This window comes from Actinoplanes sp. NPDC051388 (assembly GCF_055586225.1).
Map to the genome: position 1 here is coordinate 21,371 of NZ_JBVJIP010000025.1, position 20,220 is coordinate 41,590.

The following is a 20,220-nucleotide window of genomic DNA, read 5'->3' on the forward strand; positions in this document are numbered from 1 at the left end:
GCCGGACCGCATCGCCTGGGCGGCTACTTCAGAACCTCCCACACGTATTGCAGCGTCTTCGCGTCGAGTCGACCGTAGAGGATCTGCCCGGTGTCCTTGATGAAGGCGAAGGCGCGCGGCGAGTCCGGGGCGTAGACGATCAGCCGGGCGCCGTCGTCGACGACTCCTGCCCCGCTGATGGCGAAACCGAGATGATCGAAGAACCGCATCATGACCTGGACCTTCTGCGCGGCGGTCAGCCCGCGCAGGCCGGACAGCTGCCGGGCGGCCGCCAGCATCTTCTGTCCGGGTGAGGCGATGGACTTCGTTGCCGAGACCAACTCGTCGGCGAACTTTGCGACATCCACCACGGCGGAGCGGGCGGCCGGGGCGGGAGCCGTGGCCGGTCCTGCCTTGATCGGGAAGCGGGCCCCGACATACCACCACAGCACTCGCTCGCCCAGGTCGCCCGTCGCGTGTAGATCGGCGAGGTCCTGCTTCCGGTTTTCGCGGATGAGCGGCATCAGGCGCGGAATGGTGGTCTCCGACAGGACGGTCGGGAGAATCAGTCCGCCGTCCAAGTAGTACGCATAGTGGGTGACGCCCGGCGTGCGCGAACTCAGATCGGCCACCACCGACAATGCGGTCTCACGCGTGCGATAGACCTGATTGTGGGCGATCGCCGCGCCTGACAACGGGTCTGCGTCGAGGAAGAAGTCACCCTTCCGGACCGAGACGCCGTCCGCGCCCCCCGGGGCCGTCACGAGCACGACATCCGGCCAGAGTGGCGCCGAGTCGATGCCGGCGACCGCCCGGTCCACGTAGTTCGGCTCGGCGGTGGCGGATCCCCGAGTCGGTACCGTCTGGTCGAGCCGCAGCACATCGCCGACCTTCGTCTCCGGGCCAGTCCGTGCCGATTGCCGCTGGACCGCGGGCGGTCCGGCACAGTGCCGACCGGCCGGCGGGCCCGGCCCGGGTGGCTCTTCCCCGAGCCGGCGCATCGCCGGGGCGGCTCCGGTGGCCGCCTGCTCGGCGGCGATCTCCAGCGGGTCGGACGGGCCACCGTCGATCGCCTCGCGGGGCAGTCCGTGCGCCTGCTGGACGACGTGCGCCAGCTCGTGCCGCAGAACGTGGTCGCCGGCGGCCGTGCCGGGCCGGAACTGCCCGGCGCCGAACAGGATGTCCGTGCCTACGGTGAGCGCTCGCGCGCCCAGGCCCGCCACCACCCGCGCCGCCTCGGCGCCGGTGTGGATCCGGACGCCGGCGAAGTCGTGCCCGTAGGCCTGCTCGACCGGTCGGCGGATCGCACCCGGCAACGGCGTTCCCCCGATCGTGGCCCGCTGAATGTCCCGCTGGATGCCGGCCATCTGGTCCTCGTGCGAGCAGTCGCAACTCGATCCGACCCCGCACCGCTGCACCGGCCTGCCGCCGGCCCGGCGGGTCGCCGGCTGGTGAATCCGCATAGTGGACCCCTCCCCGGGCCAGCCTGGGGCCACCGCGTCACCGTGGCGTCACCGCGGTCAGTCGAAAAGCCGACACCGCGCACCCGGCGGCGGCGCGGCATGCTGGGACCACCGGACGAGCACGCCGGAGGTGTCGGTCATGACCATCGCCACCGCACTGTCACCGGCCGGATCACTCATCGGCCGGGAGGAACCGCTCGGCCACTTCGACGCGCTGCTCGACGCGGCGCGCGCCGGTCGCGGCGGTGGCGTCGTGCTGTCCGGTGAGGCCGGCGTGGGCAAGACCATGCTGCTGCAGGGCGTGACGGAGCGGGCCGCCGGGATGACGGTCCTGGCCGCCACCGGATTGAAATCGGAGGCCACGCTCTCGTTCGCGGCGCTCGGTGATCTCCTCCGGCCGCTGCTGCGCCACCTGGGCGAACTGCCCGGCCTGCAGGCCACCGCGCTGCGGACCGCGCTCGCCCTCGACGGCGGTGCCAGCGCCGGCGGCCGCTACGCCGTCTGCCTGGGCGTCCTGACCCTGCTGAGCGCGGCCGCGGAGCGGGGACCGCTGCTGGTGGTGGTGGACGACGCGCAGTGGATGGACGACGAGTCCACCACCGCGCTGCGGTTCGCGGCCCGGCGGCTCGCCGACGACCCGGTCCTCGTGGTCTTCGCCGTGCGCGACGATCCGGGCCGGGATCTCGGCCCCGCCGGGCTCACCGAGATCCGGCTCGGCGGCCTGGACCGGGTGGCGAGCCGGGCGCTGCTGGCGTCGCTGCGGGCGGAGGCCGTGGCGCCGGTCGTCGCCGACGAACTGCACGAGGTGACCGGCGGCAACCCGCTGGCCCTGCACGAGATCGGCAGCCGCCTGAGCGCCGCGCAGCTCGCCGCCCGCATCCGGATACCCGATCCGCTGCCGATCGGTGGCCAGATCCGCCGGATGTTCGCCGTCCGCCTGGAGTCCCTGCCCGGCGAGAGCCGGCTGGCGCTGCTGGTGCTGGCGCTCAGCGCCACCTCGGCGGTGACCGGCCTGGCGGCGCCGATGCGGGCGCTCGGCCTGGACGGCTCGGCGCTCGAGCCCGCCCGGTCGGCCGGACTGATCACTTCAGACGGGCTCCGGGTCCGGTTCGCTCATCCGCTCATCCGGTCGGTGATCCAGAACGACGCGACGGCCGGGGACCGGCAGAGAGCGTACGCGGCGCTGGCGGACACCGCGACCGGTCACGAGGCGGTGCTCTACCGGGCCGCCGGAGCCACCGGGCCGGACGACGCGCTCGCCGCCGACCTGGAGTCGGCCGCCGGCCAGATGCGCGACCGCCTCGGGTTCGTCGCGGCGGCCCGCACGCTGCATCGGGCCGCGACGCTGACCACCGCACCGGCGCGCCGCGCCCGCCGCCTGCTGTCCGGAGCGTCGCTCGCGCTCGTAGCCGGGCGCGCGGACGAGGCGACGGCCTGGCTGGAGGCGGCCCGGGAGCTGACCGCGGACCCGTCGCTCATCGCCGAGATCGAGCTGGCCCGCGGCCGGGCGCTGACCATGCGCGGCACGCCGGCCATCGCCCAGCAGGTGCTGCTCGGCGCCGCCGACGCGGTGGAGCGCGTCGATCCCCGGGGCGCCGCGCGGCTGCTCTGCGAAACGGCGCTGCCGACCTTCACCGAGGGGCACATCGCCGACGGTGTGGAGCTCTGCCGCCGGGCCGTCACACTGGCCGGCGACGCGCGGGCAGAGCCGGAGCAGGCCCAGGGCCGGATAGTCCTGGCCCAGGCGCTGGCGATGGCCGGCCGGACCCGGCACTCCCGGCGCCTGGTGACGGCGCTGCGGGCGTACGCCGAAGGTTTGGACCCGGTGGAGAACGGCCTGGTGCTGGCGATGATGGGCGCGGCCCACGGCTGGCTGGAAGGCCTGGCCGACTCGAGACAGATCCTCGACCGCGTGGTGCACGCCTGCCGGCGGGCGGGCGCGCTGGGGCCGCTCACCGTCGCCCTCAGCCATCGCTGCGAGACCAACCGGCGGGCCGGCGAGTGGGCCCGCGCCCGGGCCGACGGCGAGGAGTCGCTGCGCCTGGCCCGGGAGATCTGGCAGCCGCTGTCCATCGGGTTCGTGCTGGTCCTGCTGGCGCAACTGGACGCCGCGCAGGGCCACGGCGAGGTGGCCCGGGCCCGGCTGGAGGAGTCCCGGCAGATGTCCGGCCCGCTCGGCTGCGGCGGGCTGGTGCTCTGGGAGCGCGGGGCGCGGGGCCTGCTGCACCTGGCCGAGGGGCGGCCGGACGAGGCGATCGCCTGCCTCGAACCGGCCCGCGACTTCGCCGGCCGCAACGGCCTCGACAACCCGGAGGTGGTGTTCTGGGAGCCGGATCTGGTCGAGGCGTACTGGCGGGCCGGGCAGCCGGACCGGGCCGCGGAGCAGCTCGAGGCGTTCGCCGCACGGGCGGCCGCGACCCGGCTGCCCACACCCCAGGCCGCGGTGGAGCGCTGCCGCGGCCTGCTGGCCGGCGACGCCGCCACCGCCGAGCGGCACTTTCGCGGCGCCGCCGCCTGGCACGAGCGGTGCAGCCGGCCCTTCGAGCAGGCCCGCACCTCGCTGTGCCACGGCGAGGCCATGCGCCGGCACCGGCGGGTCGCCGCATCGCGACGCGCCCTAGAGGACGCGCTGCACACGTTCCGACTGCTGGGCGCCGCGCCGTTCGCCGAGCGCGCCACGGCCGAGCTGGCCGCCGCGGGCGGTTCACCGCGACCGGCCGGCGAGGCGACCGTGGCGCAGCGGCTGTCTCCGCAAGAGCTGCAGGTGGCGCTCGCCGTCGCGCGTGGACTCAACAATCCGGCGATCGCCGGCGCGCTCTTCCTCTCCCGCAAGACCGTGGAGGCCCATCTGTCCCGGGTCTACCGCAAGCTGGGCGTGGGCTCACGCACTCAGCTCGTCGGCTACCTCGCGGCGAACGGCCTCACCGCGCGGGACCCGGCCGGGCCTCCGGCGCCGGATCCGGGAGATCACGGGCGAGGGCCGGGATCGCGTACGCCCTGACGACCAGCCCGCGCACCGTCTCGGCGTGGACCGGGTCGTCCTCGATCCGCTTGCCGGACGAAGCCACCACGAGCATCGCGTCCAGCACCCCGCGGCCGTCGAGGCCCGGGTCCGGCGCGTCGACCGCCGCCGCCCGGCGCGCGAGCAGCGTGGCGACGCGAGCGAGAAACACCAGGTCGGTCACGAGACACCGGGCGACTGCGGCATGCCGGCACGGTACGGCCTCCGGCGTCACGGCATGGTCACGGCCGCGGCCGGCGCTCGCCAGCGGAACAGTCTGGTGAGCTGATCGGTGGGCGCGACGCCCAGCTGCTCGCGGAACAGCGTGCGGACCAGGGCCAGGTGCCGCTGCGCTGACTCGAGGTTGCCGTCCGCCAGCAGCGCGCGGATCACCAGGCGGTGCGCGCTTTCCCGAAACGGATCCGCCGCCGCCGCGGCAAGCGCCCGGTCCAGCGCCGCGGCCGGTCGCCCGGCGTCGATCGCCGTTGTCGCGTCCGCCTCGAGCAGCTGCAGGTAGCGGTGGCGCAGCCGCTCCCGTTCCATGATCACCCAGTCGTCGTACCACCCGGGCAGCAGATCCGGCCAAGCGTGACCGGCGAACACGCCGACCTCACCGCGGTCGGTGAGCCGGGACACGTCCACCCAGGTCCCCTCGGCCAACGCCGGCGCACCCGGACCCGCGGCCAGCAGGGCGGGCGCGACCCGCCGGAGACGCCACAGCGCGGTGCGGAGGCTGGCCATCGCACGGTCATCCGAGGTGCCCGGCCAGAGGGTGCCCGCGATCGCCGTGCGCGGGGTCGGGCCCCGCAACGCGAGGAAGGCGATCAGCCGCTGCAGCGACTCCGGCACGGTCGCCGGGCAGTCGCCGCTCACGAGGCTGAATCCGCCGATGAGCCGGACTTCACATTGGAGGTTCATAACGACGGACGCTATTCGCAGAATCGAGCCCTTCGCTTCCGGTAGCTCCCTACATCCGTGGTGTCACCGGCCCGTCACACCGGCCGGCGATGGGTGTGACAAGGCTTTGACGGCCGTCGTCCTAGTCTCCGATCCGTGAACCGTGACTGGTTGAGTGTTCTGCTGGATGAGCACGACGATGTCGTGGTGATCCACCTGCTGGGTGGCCCGTCCATCTCCATCGGCGCGCAGCGCATCGGGGTGCCGGAGGCCAGTAAACGGCTGCTCGCTTTCGTGACCCTGCACGGCGGTCGCGTGCCGCGGCGATACGCCTCAGGCATACTCTGGCCGGACGTCCCGGAGCGGCGTGCCGCAGGAAACCTGCGGTCAGCGCTCTGGCGGCTGAACCGCTCGGGTGTCCAACTGATCGACGCGGACAAGCACACGCTCACCCTGCACGATGGTGTCCGGTCCGACGTCGATCTGTTGGCGGCCTGGGCCGACCGCCTGGACACCGGGTCGGCAACGACCGCCGACCTGGCCCTCCGCACGCCCGGCGCGAACGCGCTCGAGCTGCTCCCGGGCTGGTACGACGACTGGGCGCTGAGCGAACGCGACCGTCTTCGGCAACGCATCCTGCACGGACTCGAGCTGCTGAGCACCGAGCTCTGCGGCCGCGGTCTCGCCCGGGATGCAGTGAGCGTGGCAATGCTCGCCGCGTCGATCGAGCCCCTCCGCGAGAGTGCTCAGCACGCTTTGATCACGGCGCACCTCGCCCAGGGAAATTGGAGTGCGGCTGCGCATCAGTTCGAGTCCTACCGACGCCTGTTGTCGGAGGAGCTGGCCGTCGAGCCGCACACGGCCCTGGTTGAGCTGATCCGCCCGGTCCTGGGAAGCCGGCACGCGAGCTGACGGGAGTGCCCCGAGAGACGGGCAGGCCGCTCTTCGTCTAGTCACTGAGCTCAAGGACGTGTTTGCCGCGGAGGGAACCCATATCGCCGACCAAACAAACTTTTCATGTGCCGGCTACCCGCGGTTCGTGGACTGAGCAGCGCCGTATTCGGGGCAAGGCTGCATCCCGGATCGGACGCCGGCGCGGACGCTCGGGCCGCAGATCCGGGCGGCGCTCGGGGCACTTGCCAGCGCCGGGCAAAGCCCTCAATCCGCAACGAGATCATCGGCACTCCCTGACCCTGCTCTACGCGGGAGTGGCACTCCCGCCACGCGCCGGCGCCTGTGCCGGTCACAACGACCCCGCAGCAGGCGCCGTCCGCCGTGACACCCCGACCGGCGGATGCTTCCGGCAGGGACCCCGCGGTATGTCCGGCTGCGGGCGTGTGCGACCGCCCTCATGCGGGCTTTGGTCAGCTGCGTAACCTGATCCGGTCAGTCGCCCCAGGTGTCGAAGTATTCAAGTTGCTGCTGCAGCCGGACATAGTCGGCGGACGTGGCGTCCTGGTTGAGTCCCTTGAATGACTCGTAATCGCGGTGCGCCTGTGCGCGAACCATTTCCTCGACCATCTCCTGATGGAACGGAAGGGCCGTCTTAGCGACGCCTTCACCTAGCCGGGTCAGGCCTTTGAGCTGGCTTCCCTCCACTTTCCCCAGGTAGAAATTAGCCATCGGATAGCGGGGAGTCTCCATCTGCCGATACCAGATGTCGAATCCGAGATCGAGCATGAGCTGGCTGGGCGGCTCCCAGGTGCGCGGATCGTCGATATCCACGTTGTAGATAACGTCGAACGGGATACTCGGGCCCTCGCCGCCGCCGCTCATCAGCAGGTCTTTGAGGTCCCAGATCAGCAGGCCTCGGGCTACGTCGCGTGCTAGGAAACTGACCACCTTGTTATGCCTGGCCGCACCCTGGAACCAACGGCCGAATCGGGCCGGCGCTCGCGTCATGATCTCGGCCGCGGTCGAATCTCGCGCGTACACGACGCGATTGAACACCCAGGCGGTAACGGTAGTCTCGCTCACCTTGGCGATCCCCTGCTGCCACTCGCCTTCGGCGAAATTCTGCCGCGCCCAGATGAGCCCGATGACAAAGGCAGCCAAAACGTTGCGGTCGCGCACCTTGGCCTTGATCGCGTTCCGGGCGGCATAGGTCTTCAAGAACTGCGTCTCGAGTTCCTGCTCCGTGAAGCGCTGTCCTAGGAATGCCGTGAGTTCCGCTTCGGACATCGACCGCCAGTTCGGGCCGATGAGGTTGGCGATCCGCTCCACATAACCGCTGCGCAGCAGGTAGGTGCTGAGATAGGCGACGTCAGCCGGATAAGGGGAGTCCTTGTCGGCACCGGGCGCCTTGGGGTCCGACGACACCGCCGGCGCGGTGGAGGGCGAGGGACCCGGACCGCCGGCCTCGGCGAGCTTGACTTCGCCCATGCCGACTCGCTGGATCAGCAGGCCGGCCGCCGGGCGGGGCCCGGCTGCGCCGACCGCATGCCCGCCCGATCGCACGGCGCCAGCGGTCCGGTTCGCCGCCCGCACCGCCGAGCCCCCGTGGTCACTGTTGGCGATCGGCCGAGCGCCGACGTCGTCCTCAACCGCCGTTTCATGCTGCACTACATACGCCGGCTTATGGGCCAGCGGGCCAAGGCCGCGATCGCTGCCGAGCGCGAACGCGTCGGCACCGAACATAAGGTGCTGTCCGGCGGTATAGAAAGCCGCGGCCAGAGGGTGGGCCGGCTTGACCGCCGCCGACTCACTTCGCAGCCGTACGCGGCCGAAGTCAGCCCCGAACAGCGGCTCCGGAACGGTCCAGGAGCCTCCACCCCACTGGGTGCCAGAGCTCGTTAGCACAGCGCGGACCCCGGCGGCCGTATCGGAACGCGAGGACAGCGGGCCAGACGGGAAAGCCGACGAGTGGCCACGTCTCGCCCGTGAGACGCGCGGCAAACGCCCTGAGGCCATCCCAGAACAGTCACACCTCGCCGTCACCGGCTCGTCACCATCCTTCTCCATCGGCTCGAACGGCTGACTCGACGCGATCGCGGGCGCGCCCTCAACGACCTGTTCGTTCGGACTGCGCCGCGACGCCGACCCCGCCGGGTCGCTATTGGTGGCGCTTCGAGGCGGTTCTTCACGGTGGCGGCGGGGTTGGCGGCGATGCGGACGCAGTGGTTGGCCAGGCTGCGTTTCATCGCCGACCGCGGGACGCCCTGCACGCTCACAAAGCTCAGCGATGCGTGCCGCGATCCCGCTCGCTGAAGGCGCCAGTACTCGATCGCCTGCTCAGCACCTTCGACACCACGATGGATCGGCAGTTTGCGCGGTGTAGCCCAGCCGGCGCCTCGGCTGCCACGCGGTCGTGACCCAACCCCGGATGGAACAGCGGACACGGGGGGCCGCGAGGCAGGCATAAGCGCTGCCTGCACTATCTGACCGGCCAAGCCGAAGGTCAACGCGGCATCGAACATGAAGCCTCCACGGCGACCGCCGACCACGGCGTGAGTCTGGAGGAGGACCGCGTCGCAGTTCCGGCATGCGGAAGATCGACATACTCGGCTGCGGGCGCTACTTCATCCACAAAGGTCAGTGCGTTGGTTAATCGGATGGCCGACACGTCGATGGTATTCATCAAAGGCCGGCCCGACGCTGTGGTCGGAACTCTTCTCCGGAGGGTGGACGGATGTCTGCAGGCAACGTGCCCGTCGACTTCTACGCTGGCGCCGTCGCCACCGCGGCGGTCATTCTCTTCGCCAAGTTCAGCAGCCACCAAGGCGGCGTGGGCCGGGACCGCTTGGCATGGGGGGTGGTTCACTTTGTATGCACGTCGTCCGCCTGGGTCGCACTCATGTTGTCGCTGTGGGTCCTGGGCTGGCCACAGGGTGGCCGCGAGGAGGACCTGCGGCCCTTCGTTGCCGGCGCCGTGATGATCGCCGGTTCGTTGCTGGCGCTCGACGTCGGAACGACCGGAAAGCTGATCAGACAGTTGAAGGCCCGGATCAAGCGACCACGAAACTGACGCGAGGCAACGCACATCGAGGGTTGCCGCGCTTATCGGCGGTGCCAGATGCGGACACTCAGGCCAGGTACTCGGACCGCCGCGGCACAGTGCCGAGGCGGTGCCGACGCAGATGGTGCGCACCGACGTGGCGGACACTGTCACGTCGGGTTTGCGGCACTCTCCGGCGATGCGCAGGTACCCCCATCGGTGGTCGTTGCGGACCAACCGCAGCACCGGCTCAGGTAGCTCCGGGTCCAATCCTCGGCGTTGACCGTTGGTGGGATAGGTCGTGAAGCGCGGGCCGGGCACCTGCCCGCCGCACCACGGCCAACTGGTGACGGAGCACCGCGATCTCTACATTCTTAGGATCGGGAGCTCCACCGGTGCCGGCCTCGCTGAGAATCCGGCGCAGGACCAGGAACGCAAGCGTCCGCACCACCGCGGCAACCGATCATTCCACGTCGCATCACCGCTGCTCACAGCCGCGCGCTGACGTTGCATCCCGCACGCCCCAGAGGCCCGCGACCTGACGGGCGCCTTTCTTGGCCGGTACAGGGTCAATGGACCCGGAGCATCGGGGCCATGAACGTCTCCGCGAGCTGTTGCAGACCTGCCACGCACGACTCCTGGTCGCATGCGTACAACGGCGCCGGCCAGCCGAGGATGAATGCGAACTCGCGGTCCACGTCGATGGCCCTGCCGCAGCCGTTGCATGCGGCCCTGTTGTCCTGAACATGGGCAACCGCCCGGTCGATCATTGCCTCGAGCTGCCGGGCCTTGCTCAATGCCGCGCGCGGGCCGTTCCGGTATGAAGACGCGTTTGGCCATCAGGACCTCCCCGTCAATCCAGCAGGGCGGTGACCGCCCAGACGAGTAGGAGCACCGCGGCGACCTGCACGGCCACCGCCATGAGCAGGAGCAGCGACTTGACCGAGTTGGCGCGCTGCAGACTGGCCAGGTCTGCGACGCGGGTCGCGGTGATCTTCTTGCGGGCCGCCTCTGTCCGCCGCAGCCGACCGACGTGCAGGCTAGGAGCGAGGAGACAGACCGCCACCCTCGGTTCTCGACCGCCCTGGCCGCGCGCAGATTGGGAAGCGGCTCGTGACTGCTCAAGACGACGAGGACATGACCCACTACGGCGCCCAAGCCGTCCGAGCGTCGGGGCTCTCGGGCCGTCAGGCTGTGCTTCGCCACTATCATCGTCCTGTTTGTTGTCGTATACACGGCCGGCGTCCTGTCCGGGCGCATCGTCGCAGACAACCAACTGTCGGCGACGCACGTTGCACTCCTTGGACTCTGCGGGATAGCGGCCACGGTCGCCATCTGGCCCCAAGTGCTGACGTCCGTCCACTCCATTTCGGCGGGCGCCTTCCGGCTGGAACTCCTCGAAAGCAAGCAGAACGACCTCCAGCACACCCAACAGGAGCAGGCCGCACAGCTTCAGCTCCTTCGAGAGATACTCCCCCTGCTGCTTCCCGCCAACGAGCGTCAGCATCTTGAGGAGCTCGACGCAGGCGCACGCGGACATAGGCCGGTCATGTATCGCGGGAGCAACGCACTTCGTGACGAACTAAGGCATCTTCGCGACGTACGACTCATTGAGTTGACCTCATCGGACAGGCGCATCGCGCAGATCACAGATGACGAACTTGACCTTGCCGCTTTCGCTCGACTGACTGCTGCGGGACGCCATTGGGTTGCGAGAGCTCGCGAGATCGGCGTCTTCGACCACGAAGCGCCCAAGAGCTGACCGTCTCTCGCGCCGCATGCGGAAGTAATCAACGGCTCCGTTGCGGGGCTCGTGGTTCTACGCCGTCCCAGCTAACTTAAGGTGATCATGGTGGCGGGTATTGAGGTAGTCTTCGCCGCACTTGCCGCAGAGCGGTGGCGGAGTCCACGGCAGAGGCAAAGTCGACGGTGATCGAGGCTCACACCGGCCTCGCGGCGCCCTGCGCTGCCGGCTGGCTGGCCATCCGGGCGCAAGAAGCGTTCGAGGCGCGAGGCTTTCGTCGTCGGCGTCGCCTAACGTCAGCCGGTCGTCGAATGCCACGACGTCACCACCACCTGGCGCATCAGCCGCTTCGCCGACGTGGAAGCCACCGTCTCCCGCGGCCTGGCCGAAGCGCCGTCCAGCCGCATCGCCGCCGCCCGGGTCGTGGAAGCCCTCGGCATGAAGATGAACTGGCCGGTCAGTGAGCTGTGGCTGGCCGACGAGGACCGGCAGATGCTGCTCTGCACCGCCCGGCACGCCGCCCCCGGACAGCGGCTGGGCCGCTTCGCCCTCGACGAGCTCGACCCCGGCGTCGGACTACCCGGCCGCGTCTACCAGCACGCCCGGCCGTTGTGGATCCCCGACCTGGCCGCCGACAGCGTGTCGTTGCGCAGCCGCGCCGCGGCCCGCATCGGTGGTTCTGAGCGCTGGTAGTGGTCCCGTTTGAGCGCAAGTTTTGGGCCCAGGCGTTGTTTGCCAGTTTCGGTCGGCGTGTCTTTGGAACCCACCGCCTCATGAGGCTCTCGGGGCCGGCGCGGACCCGGGCGGCGCCGCTACGCGGTCTCCGGCTCTGGGTTCCCCGGTCTGCCAGGCGGGGATACGAACAATGCTCGCAAGGGCCCAGCGGCGCCTCCGGTGATCGGGCCGCCCGCAGCCGGTGTCACGACATGGTAGTGCCGCCCGTCTTCCGCTCGGCACGCCTGGCGGCATGGAATGCCGCGAGGATTCGTTTCTCTTCTTGCTGTCTCTGAAGCTTCTCCAGCCGCTGGCGCGCTTCGGCGGCGTCTTGCTCCTCACCCGTGACGGCGGCCTGCTCGTACCAGCTCATCGCCTCTCGCAGGCGGTGCTGTTCCTCCTCCACGATGCCGAGCAGGATCATCGCCCGGCTGCGCGCCACGGTGTCGCCATGCAGGCGGGCCTTGTCCAGCCATGTGCGAGCCTGGTCGAACTCGCCCGCCATCAAATGCCGGCCGCCGATGTGCAGCATTGTCCACGCCGCCTTCGGCCCGCCGGCCGTCGTCGCCCGGCCCAGCCAGAAGGCCTCCTCGGCCGCGTCGCCGTCGTCGCGGCTCAGAGCGGCCAGCGCGTTCATGGCGCTGGCTGCCACCTCGGCATCGTCACTGGCCGCAGCAGCTTCGAACCAGGCTCGAGCCTCGCTGGTGCGGCCGTCGTCGCGGTCGATCCGGCCGAGTGACAGCATGGCGGAGGGGACGCGGCCCGGGTCGCCGGCGTCGATGATGAGGCTCAGCCACCGCTGGGCGGTCTGGAACCTGCCTGCGGCCAGGTCCTCGTCGGCCAGCCATGCGGCCGCAAGACCGGCAGCGTCGTGGTGTGCCGAGACTGCAGCTCTCTCAAACCACGGCCGGGCCCGTCGGGGATCTGGCCCTTCATCGAGGATCGCGCCGATCATGGCCGCTGCCAGCCCGGACTGCCGCGGGTCCTCAGTCTTGAACGCCTGGTGCAGCCACCGTATCGCGCCCTGCCGGTCGTCGGCTCTCAGAGCAAGCAAGGCCAGCCCGACCAGACCCGCCGCGGTCCGGCTGGTCTGCTCGCCGGCCGTCACAGCGTGTTCGAACCACTGCCGGGCCTCGCCTTCGCGTCCCATGTTCATCGTCAGGTGCCCCAGGCGGACCTGGGCGGCCGGTGTAGCACTGGGATGGCCTGAGCCGGCGGCCTGTAGCAGCCAGCGTTCAGCGTCCTCGGTGTTGCCCGCTTGTTCCTCCAGACAACCCAGATCGTACGACGCGGCGGCGCCGGGCCAGCCACGGGAGACCGCGGCGGCTCGTGTCAGCCATCGGCGCGCCCCGGAGGTGTCACCGGCGCGGTCCGACCAGGTGCCGAGCAGGCGCAGCACATAGCCCAACACGTCGGAGTCGGTGATGGTCTTGGCCGACGGATAGGCATTCTGGTGGGCGATCGAGGGCTCGGTTGAGAGGACGAGCGTTCGCAGCACGTCCGGTTCCAGGTTCCACCCTCGAGCCGAGCCGGCTTCCAGCATGCCCACCAGGAGCTGCAGGAGGGTGGTCCCACCGTCCGCGGCAGCGAACAGTAGACCGTCGCCGGCAGCCAAACCGAAGGCGAGCAGGACACGGTCGGAGAGACAGCCTGACTGGTCACACAAGGCGACGAAGTCGAGAAGCTCGCGGATCTGCGAATCGGTGAGGTCGTCGATCGACGTGACGGGCCGGGTCGGTAGTGTCGGCCCGGCCGGTGGTGCTGGCCGGGCCGGCCGGCGGCCATGCAACTCGTCCCAGCACCAGGTCGGCATCATGATGCCGTACAGCAGTCGGCTCAGGGCGGACCAGGTCACTTTCCAGTGGCGGACGAGTTCGGCGGCGTGCCAGACCTCGGAGTCGTCCGCGTACTGGCTGAGCAGAGTGAGCCCCGGCCATGGATCCCAGTAGACGAAGGTGCGGTCGGCGGGATCGAAGCTCTCGAGCACGATGTGGTGTCCGTGTCCATCCGAGAAGAGAAGGTTGCAGGAGCACTGGCCGTAGGTGTCCACCGCGGTCTGCGCCACGTGCAGGATGTCATCCGGCTCCATGGTGAACAGGCGGGCGATACCACCGTGTTCAGCCAGGTCGGGAGCGTGCAGGTTCACGACACAGGTCCATTCCTGTTTCGTGAAGAGTTGCGCCATCATCCACCCCTGGGTGAGGTTCAGGCCGTCGCGGAGCAGCTCTTCGACGCCGTGCTCCGTCGCGTACTCCATGAACGATGTCGTCAGGCTGCTCATCGAGAAGGCGGCGAGCTCGTCGGCGTGTAGCGGGACATCATGCGCCGGCGCCCAGATCTTGGTCAGGTACATCTTTAGGCAGACGATGGCGTCTGCGGAGCCGTAGTCGGTGTGCCAGGGTGGCCGGCCTGGGTCGGCGGGCCTGCTCGTCTGGGATGACCCGCTTCCGCCCGCTCCGGAGAACACGACAGCCATCACTCTCACCTCACCAACAGAACGGTGAACAGGATGATCGAGGTCGCCATGCCCAGCGCCATGAACGCCGAGCCCCAACCGATGACGTGATTGATCCGGCGCAGCCGTTCGGCACGCCACCGCGGGAACTCGTCGACGGCGACGGCGGCATACCGGGGGCGCAGCGCGGCAGCGAAGACGAGGCTTGAGGCCAGCATCAGAAGGCCAGCGGCGGCGCCGGCGGCAGCGACCCAGGGCTGCTTAGCCGTTTCCTGGCCGAGGAACTTGAGCACCGCGAACAGCAGCGGCACCGCGGCCAGGCTTAGCGAGACCATGGTCTTGCAGAAGTCCCGAGCGGTCGCGGCCGATGATTTGGTCCACTCGGCGAGCTCCAGCTCCATAAGGTCCGGCGATTGCTGGGACTGCTGGGCGCTCGTGGGCTGCGGACGATCGACGCCCACCACGGCCAAGCCGACAAGCGTGCCCGTGGCGGGCGGCAGGGTAATCTCCGCCGACGCCAGCGTGCTCGTCACCGGGCAGACGAAGGACACCGGACGGGGTGCCTGCACTGCGTCTGATACCTCTTGAGGGATGCTGGATGATGAGCCGGGAGGCGGCGGCTGGTCGCCGCCGATGATGACGACGGTGCTGTCGCGGATGTACCGCGCCTGCAGGACAAGGTGATGCTGCCGACCGCAGGACGGGCATGTGGTCAGTGGCTGAACGACTTCGCGGAGCACGTCGGTGGCCATTTCGTACCCTCCACCCGCACGTTAACGCCCTCGTGACCGGTAGCGGCGCGTTCGGTCGGACAGTGGTCAGAACAGGCATGGGCGCTGCGGACAGGCGCATGAAGGGGGCGGCCGGAGGGCCAGGGTTGCGCCATCCACCGATTCACCGGACAGCTGGTTTCACGTCGGCGGCGCACCCGGTCACGGGGCCGCGTGCGCGTTGCCGCCGGTGCCGGACGGTCCGAGCCATGTTGAGCGGTTCCCGGCGTGCGTGGGCGTACAGCCTGGTCAAGCTGATCGTGCAGTTCGGGGTTGCACCAGTACATCACCGTCACGGCCGTGCCCCGTCGGTCGACAACCCAGCCCGGATCTGCTCCCAGAACCGCACTCGCCACCCCATGCGGTACCAACTTTCCCATCAAGACCCATGCGTGGTTGTCGAGCCGGTCGTAGCGGCGGGTGGTGCACGGGTCAGCGTGGCCGGCGAAATCCTGGGCGCGGCGCAGGTCGCCGCCGGTGGCGTTGAGGATCTCGATGATCGCGGTATGCCGCAGTGAGTGCGGGCTCAACGCGCTCGGCGCCGCCAGCCCGGCACCGACCTACTACCGCTGCTGCTCGAGATCTGCGAGGACCGCTTCGCCGCGGGGAGCAGTTTGGGATACATCCCGCCATCGAGATCGACCTGCACTTCGCCAGCGTTTGCGAAGTTCAACAAGGGTGTCCGGCCGCATTTTGGGTACGCGTATCGCTGCCTCGGAAGAGGCACCAACCTGCTCCCCCAACGGCGATGCTCCACCCGCGTTCTCCCGCCGCAACCGTTTCAACTCCGCCGACTCCTCGTTGGTGCTGCCCGGCCGCTGCCCCTCGTTGGCCCGGGCCTGGCGAATCCACTTGCGCAGCGTCTCGGTGCTCCTCCCCAGTTTCTTGGCCACCGAGGTGGCCGCCGCCCACTCGGTGCCGTGCTCCAGCCGGGCTTCGGCTATCAGGCGAATCGCGTGGCCTGGACGTCAGCCGCGTACCTGCTCGGTCGATCCTGCTCCGGCTGGGGCAGCTGTGTCTGTGACCTTCGACCTCATCGCCCCACGATCGGGTGGTGCCGGGCAAGTGCGCCGGTCACGAGGGCCGTCGCATACGAGCTTCCTGGAGGGGACGGTTGCCGTTAATTGTCCCGACTGGGTCCGCAGTGAGCCCGCCGAACGCCTCGATCGCCTGCACCGGCACACCGGCCGGGGCTGGGCAGTTGTAGGCGGCGCGGCCGCCGCGCGCATCCTGGCCAGCCGCGACCACCACGCCGGGAATGGTCGCCGGGAACCCCATCGGCTTCAGAGCGTTGTTGCCGGCCGGGCAGCTGACGGCAAGCTGACCCATAACCACCCGTGGCACGGCCGCTCCCGGCCGAACCAACAAGGGAGAAGCCCCAGGGAGGCTCGCCCAACGACATCGGATGGATCCTCAATTCGCTGATGAAGATGTCCGCCCGAGAACGAGCGGCAGTCGCCGGGTTCATCCACGGGCTACGAGAGGGTTCCAGCTACGGAGCCGGCGAAGACAAGTAACGACGCCACCACGAATCAGTGTTGCGGCTCAGCGGTCAGCGTGAGGCACAGCCTCGGCTCATCCATTCTGCCGGTTCGAGCTGACTCGTTCTGTGGTGAACTGGTGGTATGGCGAAAGCCAGAATCTGGGCCGCTGTGCAGCGGTCTTGGAGCGGATTGGATCTCAGCTCGGACCTAGCTTGGTGGGCGAGCCTCGCAGTGCTGGGAACGGCTGGGTCAACTCTCCTATTGATAGGTGGCCATGACCTTCTACGCGGCCCCGGCCTCGCCGTGCGTATCACCGGTGCCGCCCTGCTCGCCTTTGGCCTACTGACGGTCGCCGCAACTATCGTCGGTTGGCAGGAAGAACACCGACTCCGTCTGCGTGCCGGTGCGGTGGCCGCTGCGGCGATGCTGATTGTTTGTTTCTGGGCCCTGGGCGCTGGTGCGGGCGAGCCGCAGCTGCATCTCGTCTGGGTTCGGATCACGGCCGTGGTCGTCGCCCTCGCGTCCGTGGTCGTGCTCGGCCTCGCCTTTGTGTTGGCCCGCCGCCTCCCGGCCAGGCCCTCGACAGGTGGGCAGGGCAAGGGGCACCGGCTTACACGCGCTGAGGCCGCCGGCGCAGCTGCCACCCTGCTCGCCGGCCTTGTGGCATTGCCACTGACTTGGTACTCAACCCACTACGTGCCAGCGAACACGGCGCCTGCAATATCGGTGACGGCCGAGCTCGGCAGCGTCACCACGGGAGCCGGGCGGGCCGTGGTAGCAGTGACTGTGAAGGTAACGAATAGCGGGACCATCAGTGCCCGCATTATCGGCTCGTTGTATATCCTTATGGGCGTCAACGTGAATGACACACAGAACATCGGACCGGATCTCGACCGAGTCCGCTTGGATGCAGTGCTCCGCGACAATCACGGTGCTAGCTCGCGGTACAACGCCACGTCGCACCTAGGGCGACCCACGCTGATCCAGTTTGGACAGGTTGCCAGGGACCAGGCGACGTTGGCACCGGGCGGCTCCAGCACCGTATCGGTGATGGCGTACTTTCCTCCCAAAAAGTTCCACCTCTTGCGGCTGAAAGTGGACCTGGTAATCGCTCGGGACGATCGGTTGGGTGACTCGCCTCTTCGTTCGTCCGTCCCCGCGTCCGTCCAGGCTTCAAAGCCGTACCCGGCTCCGAGTCGCCAACCGCTGTCTGCCTCTACTTCAAACTCAACCGCCACCGACGGTGCGCAGACCGAATGCGGCGGAAAGCGTGTCCTCAGGAAAGCCTGGCCGATAGAGCCCAACAGCCTCGTCGAGTCGATCATGGAGCCTCGACGGGAGATCGTTCTCGGCAGAGCGGTACACGACCCCGCTGCGGACGGTTCCTGGTGGCCAGCAGTTCCGTACCTGGTCTACCAAGTCCAGCGCATCGGTGCATCTTGCGAGCATCTCTTCGAAAAGACAGGTGACCTGGAACGGGAGGCAATGGCTGGAATGCCGGGCGCCGTGAGCGAGCGAGTGATTCCAGCAAAACAGGCGGCTCCCGCACGCGCACAGAGGTGAACGGAGACGTTCATGCAACGGCGCGACTCGTCCAGGACGGATCGGAATTTGTCAAGATCGGTGAGGCCAGTGCGTGTTAAGCAGCGAGGATCAAGGCCTCGAGCTGGTCGGTGGCGGGTTCGGGTTTGTTGATCCAGGCGGTGTCGGCAATTCGCAGGGATTTCGGTTCGGGCCGGCTGGTGAATCGCTCGGGATTGCGGCCTATGCGGTGTCCAGGACCTGTTGGCGGGCAACGGCTATCGCGTCGGCGTGGCCGTAGTGGACGGCGGCCGGGGTGTGCAGGCCGATCCCGGTGTGGTGGTGTTCGTGGTTGTACCAGGTGAAAAGGCTGACGCAGAACATGCGGGCGTCTTGGATCGACCCGAACCGGCCTGGGAACGACGGTTGGTATTTGACTGTTTGAACGCGGCTTCGGATTCCGGGTTGTCGTTCGACACGTGCGGACGTGAATGCAAGCGCAGCACGCGCGGGTCAGCCAGCAGGCCCGCAACCCTCTTCGAGGTCATCGAGGTACCCCGTCGGCGTGGACGACCTGTGGGATGCCGTGCACCGCGAACACGTCGATGATGAACTGTTCGGCCAGCACCGCCGACTCGGTCGCGGCGACCTTGTAGCCGACGATGTACCGGTGGTAGATGTCGATCATCACGTAGGCGTCGTAGTAGACGCCCCGGGTGAGGCCGGGCAGTTTTGTGATGTCCCAGGAGAACACCTGCCCCGGGCCGGTCGCGATCAGCTCCGGCCGGGCCCGGGTCGGGTGCCGGGCCAGCCGGCGCCCGCTCGACGGCCTGCCGGTTTGCGCGCAGGACCCGACAAAGCGTGGCCACGGCCGGCCAGCGATCGACCCGCAGATCCGCGCGCTGGTGCTACGCCTCGCCGCCGAGAACCCAACCTGGGGACACCGCCGCATCCCGGGCGAACTCGTGAGGCTGGGTCGGCAGATCGCCGCCAGCACCGTGTGGAAGATTCTGCACGCGCCGCTATCGACCCGGCGCCGCGACGGGCCGGCCCGACCTGGAAGCAGTTCCTCACCGTCCAGGCCCGCACGGCCGTCGCCTGCGACTTCTTCACGGTCGACACGGTGTTCTTCAAACGGATCTACGTGTTCTTCCTCCTGGAGCCGGCCAGCCGCCGGGTCCACATTGTCGGCGTCACGGCGCACCCGACCGGTGGCTGGGTCGTCCAGCAGGCCCGTAACCTGCTGATGGACCTCGACCAGCGCGCCGACGCGCTGCGGTTCCTGCTCCGCGATCGGGACGCAAAGTTCACCGCCGGTTTCGACGCGGTCTTCACCACGGCCGGCATCGAGGTGATCCGCACCCCACCGCAGGCGCCCCGGGCGAACGCGCACGCGGAGCGCTGGGTCGGTACCGTCCGCCGTGAATGCACCGACCGGCTACTCGTCATCAATGAACGGCATCTCGCCGCCGTCCTGGCCGACTATGCCCGTCACTACAATCAGCACCGTCCACACCGATCACTCGAACAGCGACCACCGAATCCGCCGCCGCAGGTCGTCGACCTCAACAATGCCGGAGTCCAACGACGCCCGATCCTCGGCGGATTGATCAACGAATACTCGCAGGCAGCGTAGCCGAACCGACTTTACGAGCCCCACAGGTTTATGCGATCGCGTTGCTGATCGTTCGGCGTGTTCGGGGGTGTTGGGCTGCGGTCCGACGCCGGGCGCAGCGTGATCGGTCTCGCGGGCCAGGCAGTCCACAAGCCCGACGTTCAACACACTCGGCAGATCCGGCTGCGCGCGCATGCCGCAGCTTCACGAGGCCGAGCTCATGGCCACTCGGTACACACCGGGCCCGGCGATGACCATGCTGGACAGGGGCAAGTTCGTGGCACGGCGGTCGATCGGGGAGATCCGCAACCACCTGCGCGACATCGACGAGTTCGCGCCGAACGCCGGCCAGCGGGCGGCGGTGAACCAGGAGATGCAGTGGTTCCGGGAACGCCAGCTCGAAACGATGGAAGGCACCTATGTCCGCTCGATCCGCGGCGTGATGACGGACGCCCAGTTCGCCGAGCACCGGCAGGTGCTGACCGACTACGTGCGCAACCTGGTGCGCACGACATGGCCGGAACTGCCCGCCGAGTTCAGCCGGATCTCGGGCGGAAACCGCAACTTCTGGAACGCCATTCGCATACCGCCCCAGTAGTGCGCGGCCGCCGGACTGGCTACAGTGGAGCAAACTTTCATGCAT

General features: G+C 69.0%; 19 protein-coding genes and 1 pseudogene. 8 read left to right on the top strand and 12 right to left on the bottom strand.

Annotation, left to right across the window (positions count from 1 at the left end; genetic code table 11):
• Positions 1–23 precede the first annotated feature (23 nt).
• The gene (locus ACZ6TI_RS42290; RefSeq protein ID WP_465350927.1) at positions 24–1,442 is read right to left on the bottom strand and encodes an eCIS core domain-containing protein; all 1,419 of its coding nucleotides are present in this window, start codon (positions 1,440–1,442) and stop codon (positions 24–26) included.
• A gap of 139 nt (positions 1,443–1,581) precedes the next feature.
• Here ACZ6TI_RS42290 and ACZ6TI_RS42295 point away from each other — a divergent pair, with 139 nt between their 5' ends.
• Positions 1,582–4,443: a helix-turn-helix transcriptional regulator gene (locus ACZ6TI_RS42295; protein WP_465350928.1), complete on the top strand. Its 2,862-nt coding sequence runs from the start codon at positions 1,582–1,584 to the stop codon at positions 4,441–4,443.
• On the opposite strand, the gene ACZ6TI_RS42300 is transcribed toward ACZ6TI_RS42295, so the two are convergent.
• Together ACZ6TI_RS42300 and ACZ6TI_RS42305 are read right to left on the bottom strand one after the other, a co-directional pair.
• Positions 4,364–4,627 (bottom strand): hypothetical protein, encoded by a 264-nt coding sequence (locus ACZ6TI_RS42300; protein ID WP_465350929.1) that lies wholly within the window; start codon positions 4,625–4,627, stop codon positions 4,364–4,366. The two genes, ACZ6TI_RS42295 and ACZ6TI_RS42300, sit on opposite strands and share 80 nt — an antisense overlap.
• A gap of 47 nt (positions 4,628–4,674) precedes the next feature.
• On the bottom strand, positions 4,675–5,361 hold the full coding sequence (locus ACZ6TI_RS42305; protein WP_465350930.1) for an AfsR/SARP family transcriptional regulator: 687 nt from the start codon (positions 5,359–5,361) through the stop codon (positions 4,675–4,677).
• A 135-nt stretch (positions 5,362–5,496) separates the two neighbouring features.
• On the opposite strand from ACZ6TI_RS42305, the gene ACZ6TI_RS42310 reads away from it, so the two are divergent.
• The gene (locus ACZ6TI_RS42310; protein WP_465350931.1) at positions 5,497–6,252 is read left to right on the top strand and encodes an AfsR/SARP family transcriptional regulator; all 756 of its coding nucleotides are present in this window, start codon (positions 5,497–5,499) and stop codon (positions 6,250–6,252) included.
• A 474-nt stretch (positions 6,253–6,726) separates the two neighbouring features.
• Here the strand turns inward: ACZ6TI_RS42310 and ACZ6TI_RS42315 are convergent, their stop codons facing one another.
• On the bottom strand, positions 6,727–8,301 hold the full coding sequence (locus tag ACZ6TI_RS42315; protein ID WP_465350932.1) for an eCIS core domain-containing protein: 1,575 nt from the start codon (positions 8,299–8,301) through the stop codon (positions 6,727–6,729).
• Positions 8,302–8,968: 667 nt separating this feature from the next.
• Here ACZ6TI_RS42315 and ACZ6TI_RS42320 point away from each other — a divergent pair.
• A complete protein-coding gene (locus tag ACZ6TI_RS42320) occupies positions 8,969–9,304 on the top strand; it encodes a hypothetical protein (RefSeq protein ID WP_465350933.1) in 336 nt (111 codons plus the stop codon).
• 539 nt (positions 9,305–9,843) lie between these two features.
• Here ACZ6TI_RS42320 and ACZ6TI_RS42325 read toward each other — a convergent pair.
• Positions 9,844–10,044 carry a hypothetical protein gene (locus tag ACZ6TI_RS42325; RefSeq protein ID WP_465350934.1) on the bottom strand — a complete coding sequence of 67 codons (201 nt, stop codon included), beginning with the start codon at positions 10,042–10,044 and terminating at the stop codon, positions 9,844–9,846.
• 83 nt (positions 10,045–10,127) lie between these two features.
• Positions 10,128–10,340 carry a hypothetical protein gene (locus ACZ6TI_RS42330; protein ID WP_465350935.1) on the bottom strand — a complete coding sequence of 71 codons (213 nt, stop codon included), beginning with the start codon at positions 10,338–10,340 and terminating at the stop codon, positions 10,128–10,130.
• A gap of 279 nt (positions 10,341–10,619) precedes the next feature.
• On the opposite strand from ACZ6TI_RS42330, the gene ACZ6TI_RS42335 reads away from it, so the two are divergent.
• A complete protein-coding gene (locus ACZ6TI_RS42335; protein ID WP_465350936.1) occupies positions 10,620–11,036 on the top strand; it encodes a hypothetical protein in 417 nt (138 codons plus the stop codon).
• A 339-nt stretch (positions 11,037–11,375) separates the two neighbouring features.
• Positions 11,376–11,711: a hypothetical protein gene (locus ACZ6TI_RS42340; RefSeq protein WP_465350937.1), complete on the top strand. Its 336-nt coding sequence runs from the start codon at positions 11,376–11,378 to the stop codon at positions 11,709–11,711.
• A 226-nt stretch (positions 11,712–11,937) separates the two neighbouring features.
• On the opposite strand, the gene ACZ6TI_RS42345 is transcribed toward ACZ6TI_RS42340, so the two are convergent.
• The 4 genes and pseudogenes from ACZ6TI_RS42345 to ACZ6TI_RS42360 all read right to left on the bottom strand — a co-directional run.
• The gene (locus ACZ6TI_RS42345; protein ID WP_465350938.1) at positions 11,938–14,085 is read right to left on the bottom strand and encodes a hypothetical protein; all 2,148 of its coding nucleotides are present in this window, start codon (positions 14,083–14,085) and stop codon (positions 11,938–11,940) included.
• 128 nt (positions 14,086–14,213) lie between these two features.
• Complete coding sequence (locus ACZ6TI_RS42350) at positions 14,214–14,939, bottom strand: hypothetical protein (protein ID WP_465350939.1); 726 nt, start codon at positions 14,937–14,939, stop codon at positions 14,214–14,216.
• The gene (locus ACZ6TI_RS42355; RefSeq protein ID WP_465350940.1) at positions 14,900–15,487 is read right to left on the bottom strand and encodes a hypothetical protein; all 588 of its coding nucleotides are present in this window, start codon (positions 15,485–15,487) and stop codon (positions 14,900–14,902) included. The genes ACZ6TI_RS42350 and ACZ6TI_RS42355 overlap by 40 nt, the downstream gene beginning before the upstream one ends.
• 228 nt (positions 15,488–15,715) lie before the next feature.
• Positions 15,716–15,910 (bottom strand): annotated as a pseudogene (locus ACZ6TI_RS42360) (transposase); the annotation flags it as partial.
• Between the two features lie 834 nt (positions 15,911–16,744).
• Here ACZ6TI_RS42360 and ACZ6TI_RS42365 point away from each other — a divergent pair.
• Entirely contained in the window at positions 16,745–18,004 is a 1,260-nt protein-coding gene (locus ACZ6TI_RS42365; RefSeq protein WP_465350941.1) for a hypothetical protein, read from the top strand.
• Positions 18,005–18,205: 201 nt separating this feature from the next.
• On the opposite strand, the gene ACZ6TI_RS42370 is transcribed toward ACZ6TI_RS42365, so the two are convergent.
• Together ACZ6TI_RS42370 and ACZ6TI_RS42375 are read right to left on the bottom strand one after the other, a co-directional pair.
• A complete protein-coding gene (locus ACZ6TI_RS42370) occupies positions 18,206–18,421 on the bottom strand; it encodes an integrase core domain-containing protein (protein WP_465351021.1) in 216 nt (71 codons plus the stop codon).
• 85 nt (positions 18,422–18,506) lie between these two features.
• Positions 18,507–18,716 carry a hypothetical protein gene (locus ACZ6TI_RS42375; protein ID WP_465350942.1) on the bottom strand — a complete coding sequence of 70 codons (210 nt, stop codon included), beginning with the start codon at positions 18,714–18,716 and terminating at the stop codon, positions 18,507–18,509.
• Positions 18,717–18,962: 246 nt separating this feature from the next.
• Here ACZ6TI_RS42375 and ACZ6TI_RS42380 point away from each other — a divergent pair, with 246 nt between their 5' ends.
• Complete coding sequence (locus tag ACZ6TI_RS42380; protein ID WP_465350943.1) at positions 18,963–19,598, top strand: integrase core domain-containing protein; 636 nt, start codon at positions 18,963–18,965, stop codon at positions 19,596–19,598.
• Between the two features lie 172 nt (positions 19,599–19,770).
• The gene (locus ACZ6TI_RS42385) at positions 19,771–20,175 is read left to right on the top strand and encodes a hypothetical protein (RefSeq protein ID WP_465350944.1); all 405 of its coding nucleotides are present in this window, start codon (positions 19,771–19,773) and stop codon (positions 20,173–20,175) included.
• Positions 20,176–20,220: the final 45 nt, after the last annotated feature.

Coding starts and splice junctions, on each gene's coding strand:
- ACZ6TI_RS42290 (WP_465350927.1), bottom strand. CDS start 1,442: ATGCGGATTCACCAGCCGGCGACCCGCCGGGCCGGCGGCAGGCCGGTG.
- ACZ6TI_RS42295 (WP_465350928.1), top strand. CDS start 1,582: ATGACCATCGCCACCGCACTGTCACCGGCCGGATCACTCATCGGCCGG.
- ACZ6TI_RS42305 (WP_465350930.1), bottom strand. CDS start 5,361: ATGAACCTCCAATGTGAAGTCCGGCTCATCGGCGGATTCAGCCTCGTG.
- ACZ6TI_RS42315 (WP_465350932.1), bottom strand. CDS start 8,301: ATGGAGAAGGATGGTGACGAGCCGGTGACGGCGAGGTGTGACTGTTCT.
- ACZ6TI_RS42320 (WP_465350933.1), top strand. CDS start 8,969: ATGTCTGCAGGCAACGTGCCCGTCGACTTCTACGCTGGCGCCGTCGCC.
- ACZ6TI_RS42325 (WP_465350934.1), bottom strand. CDS start 10,044: ATGATCGACCGGGCGGTTGCCCATGTTCAGGACAACAGGGCCGCATGC.
- ACZ6TI_RS42345 (WP_465350938.1), bottom strand. CDS start 14,085: ATGTACCTGACCAAGATCTGGGCGCCGGCGCATGATGTCCCGCTACAC.
- ACZ6TI_RS42350 (WP_465350939.1), bottom strand. CDS start 14,939: ATGGCCACCGACGTGCTCCGCGAAGTCGTTCAGCCACTGACCACATGC.
- ACZ6TI_RS42385 (WP_465350944.1), top strand. CDS start 19,771: ATGCCGCAGCTTCACGAGGCCGAGCTCATGGCCACTCGGTACACACCG.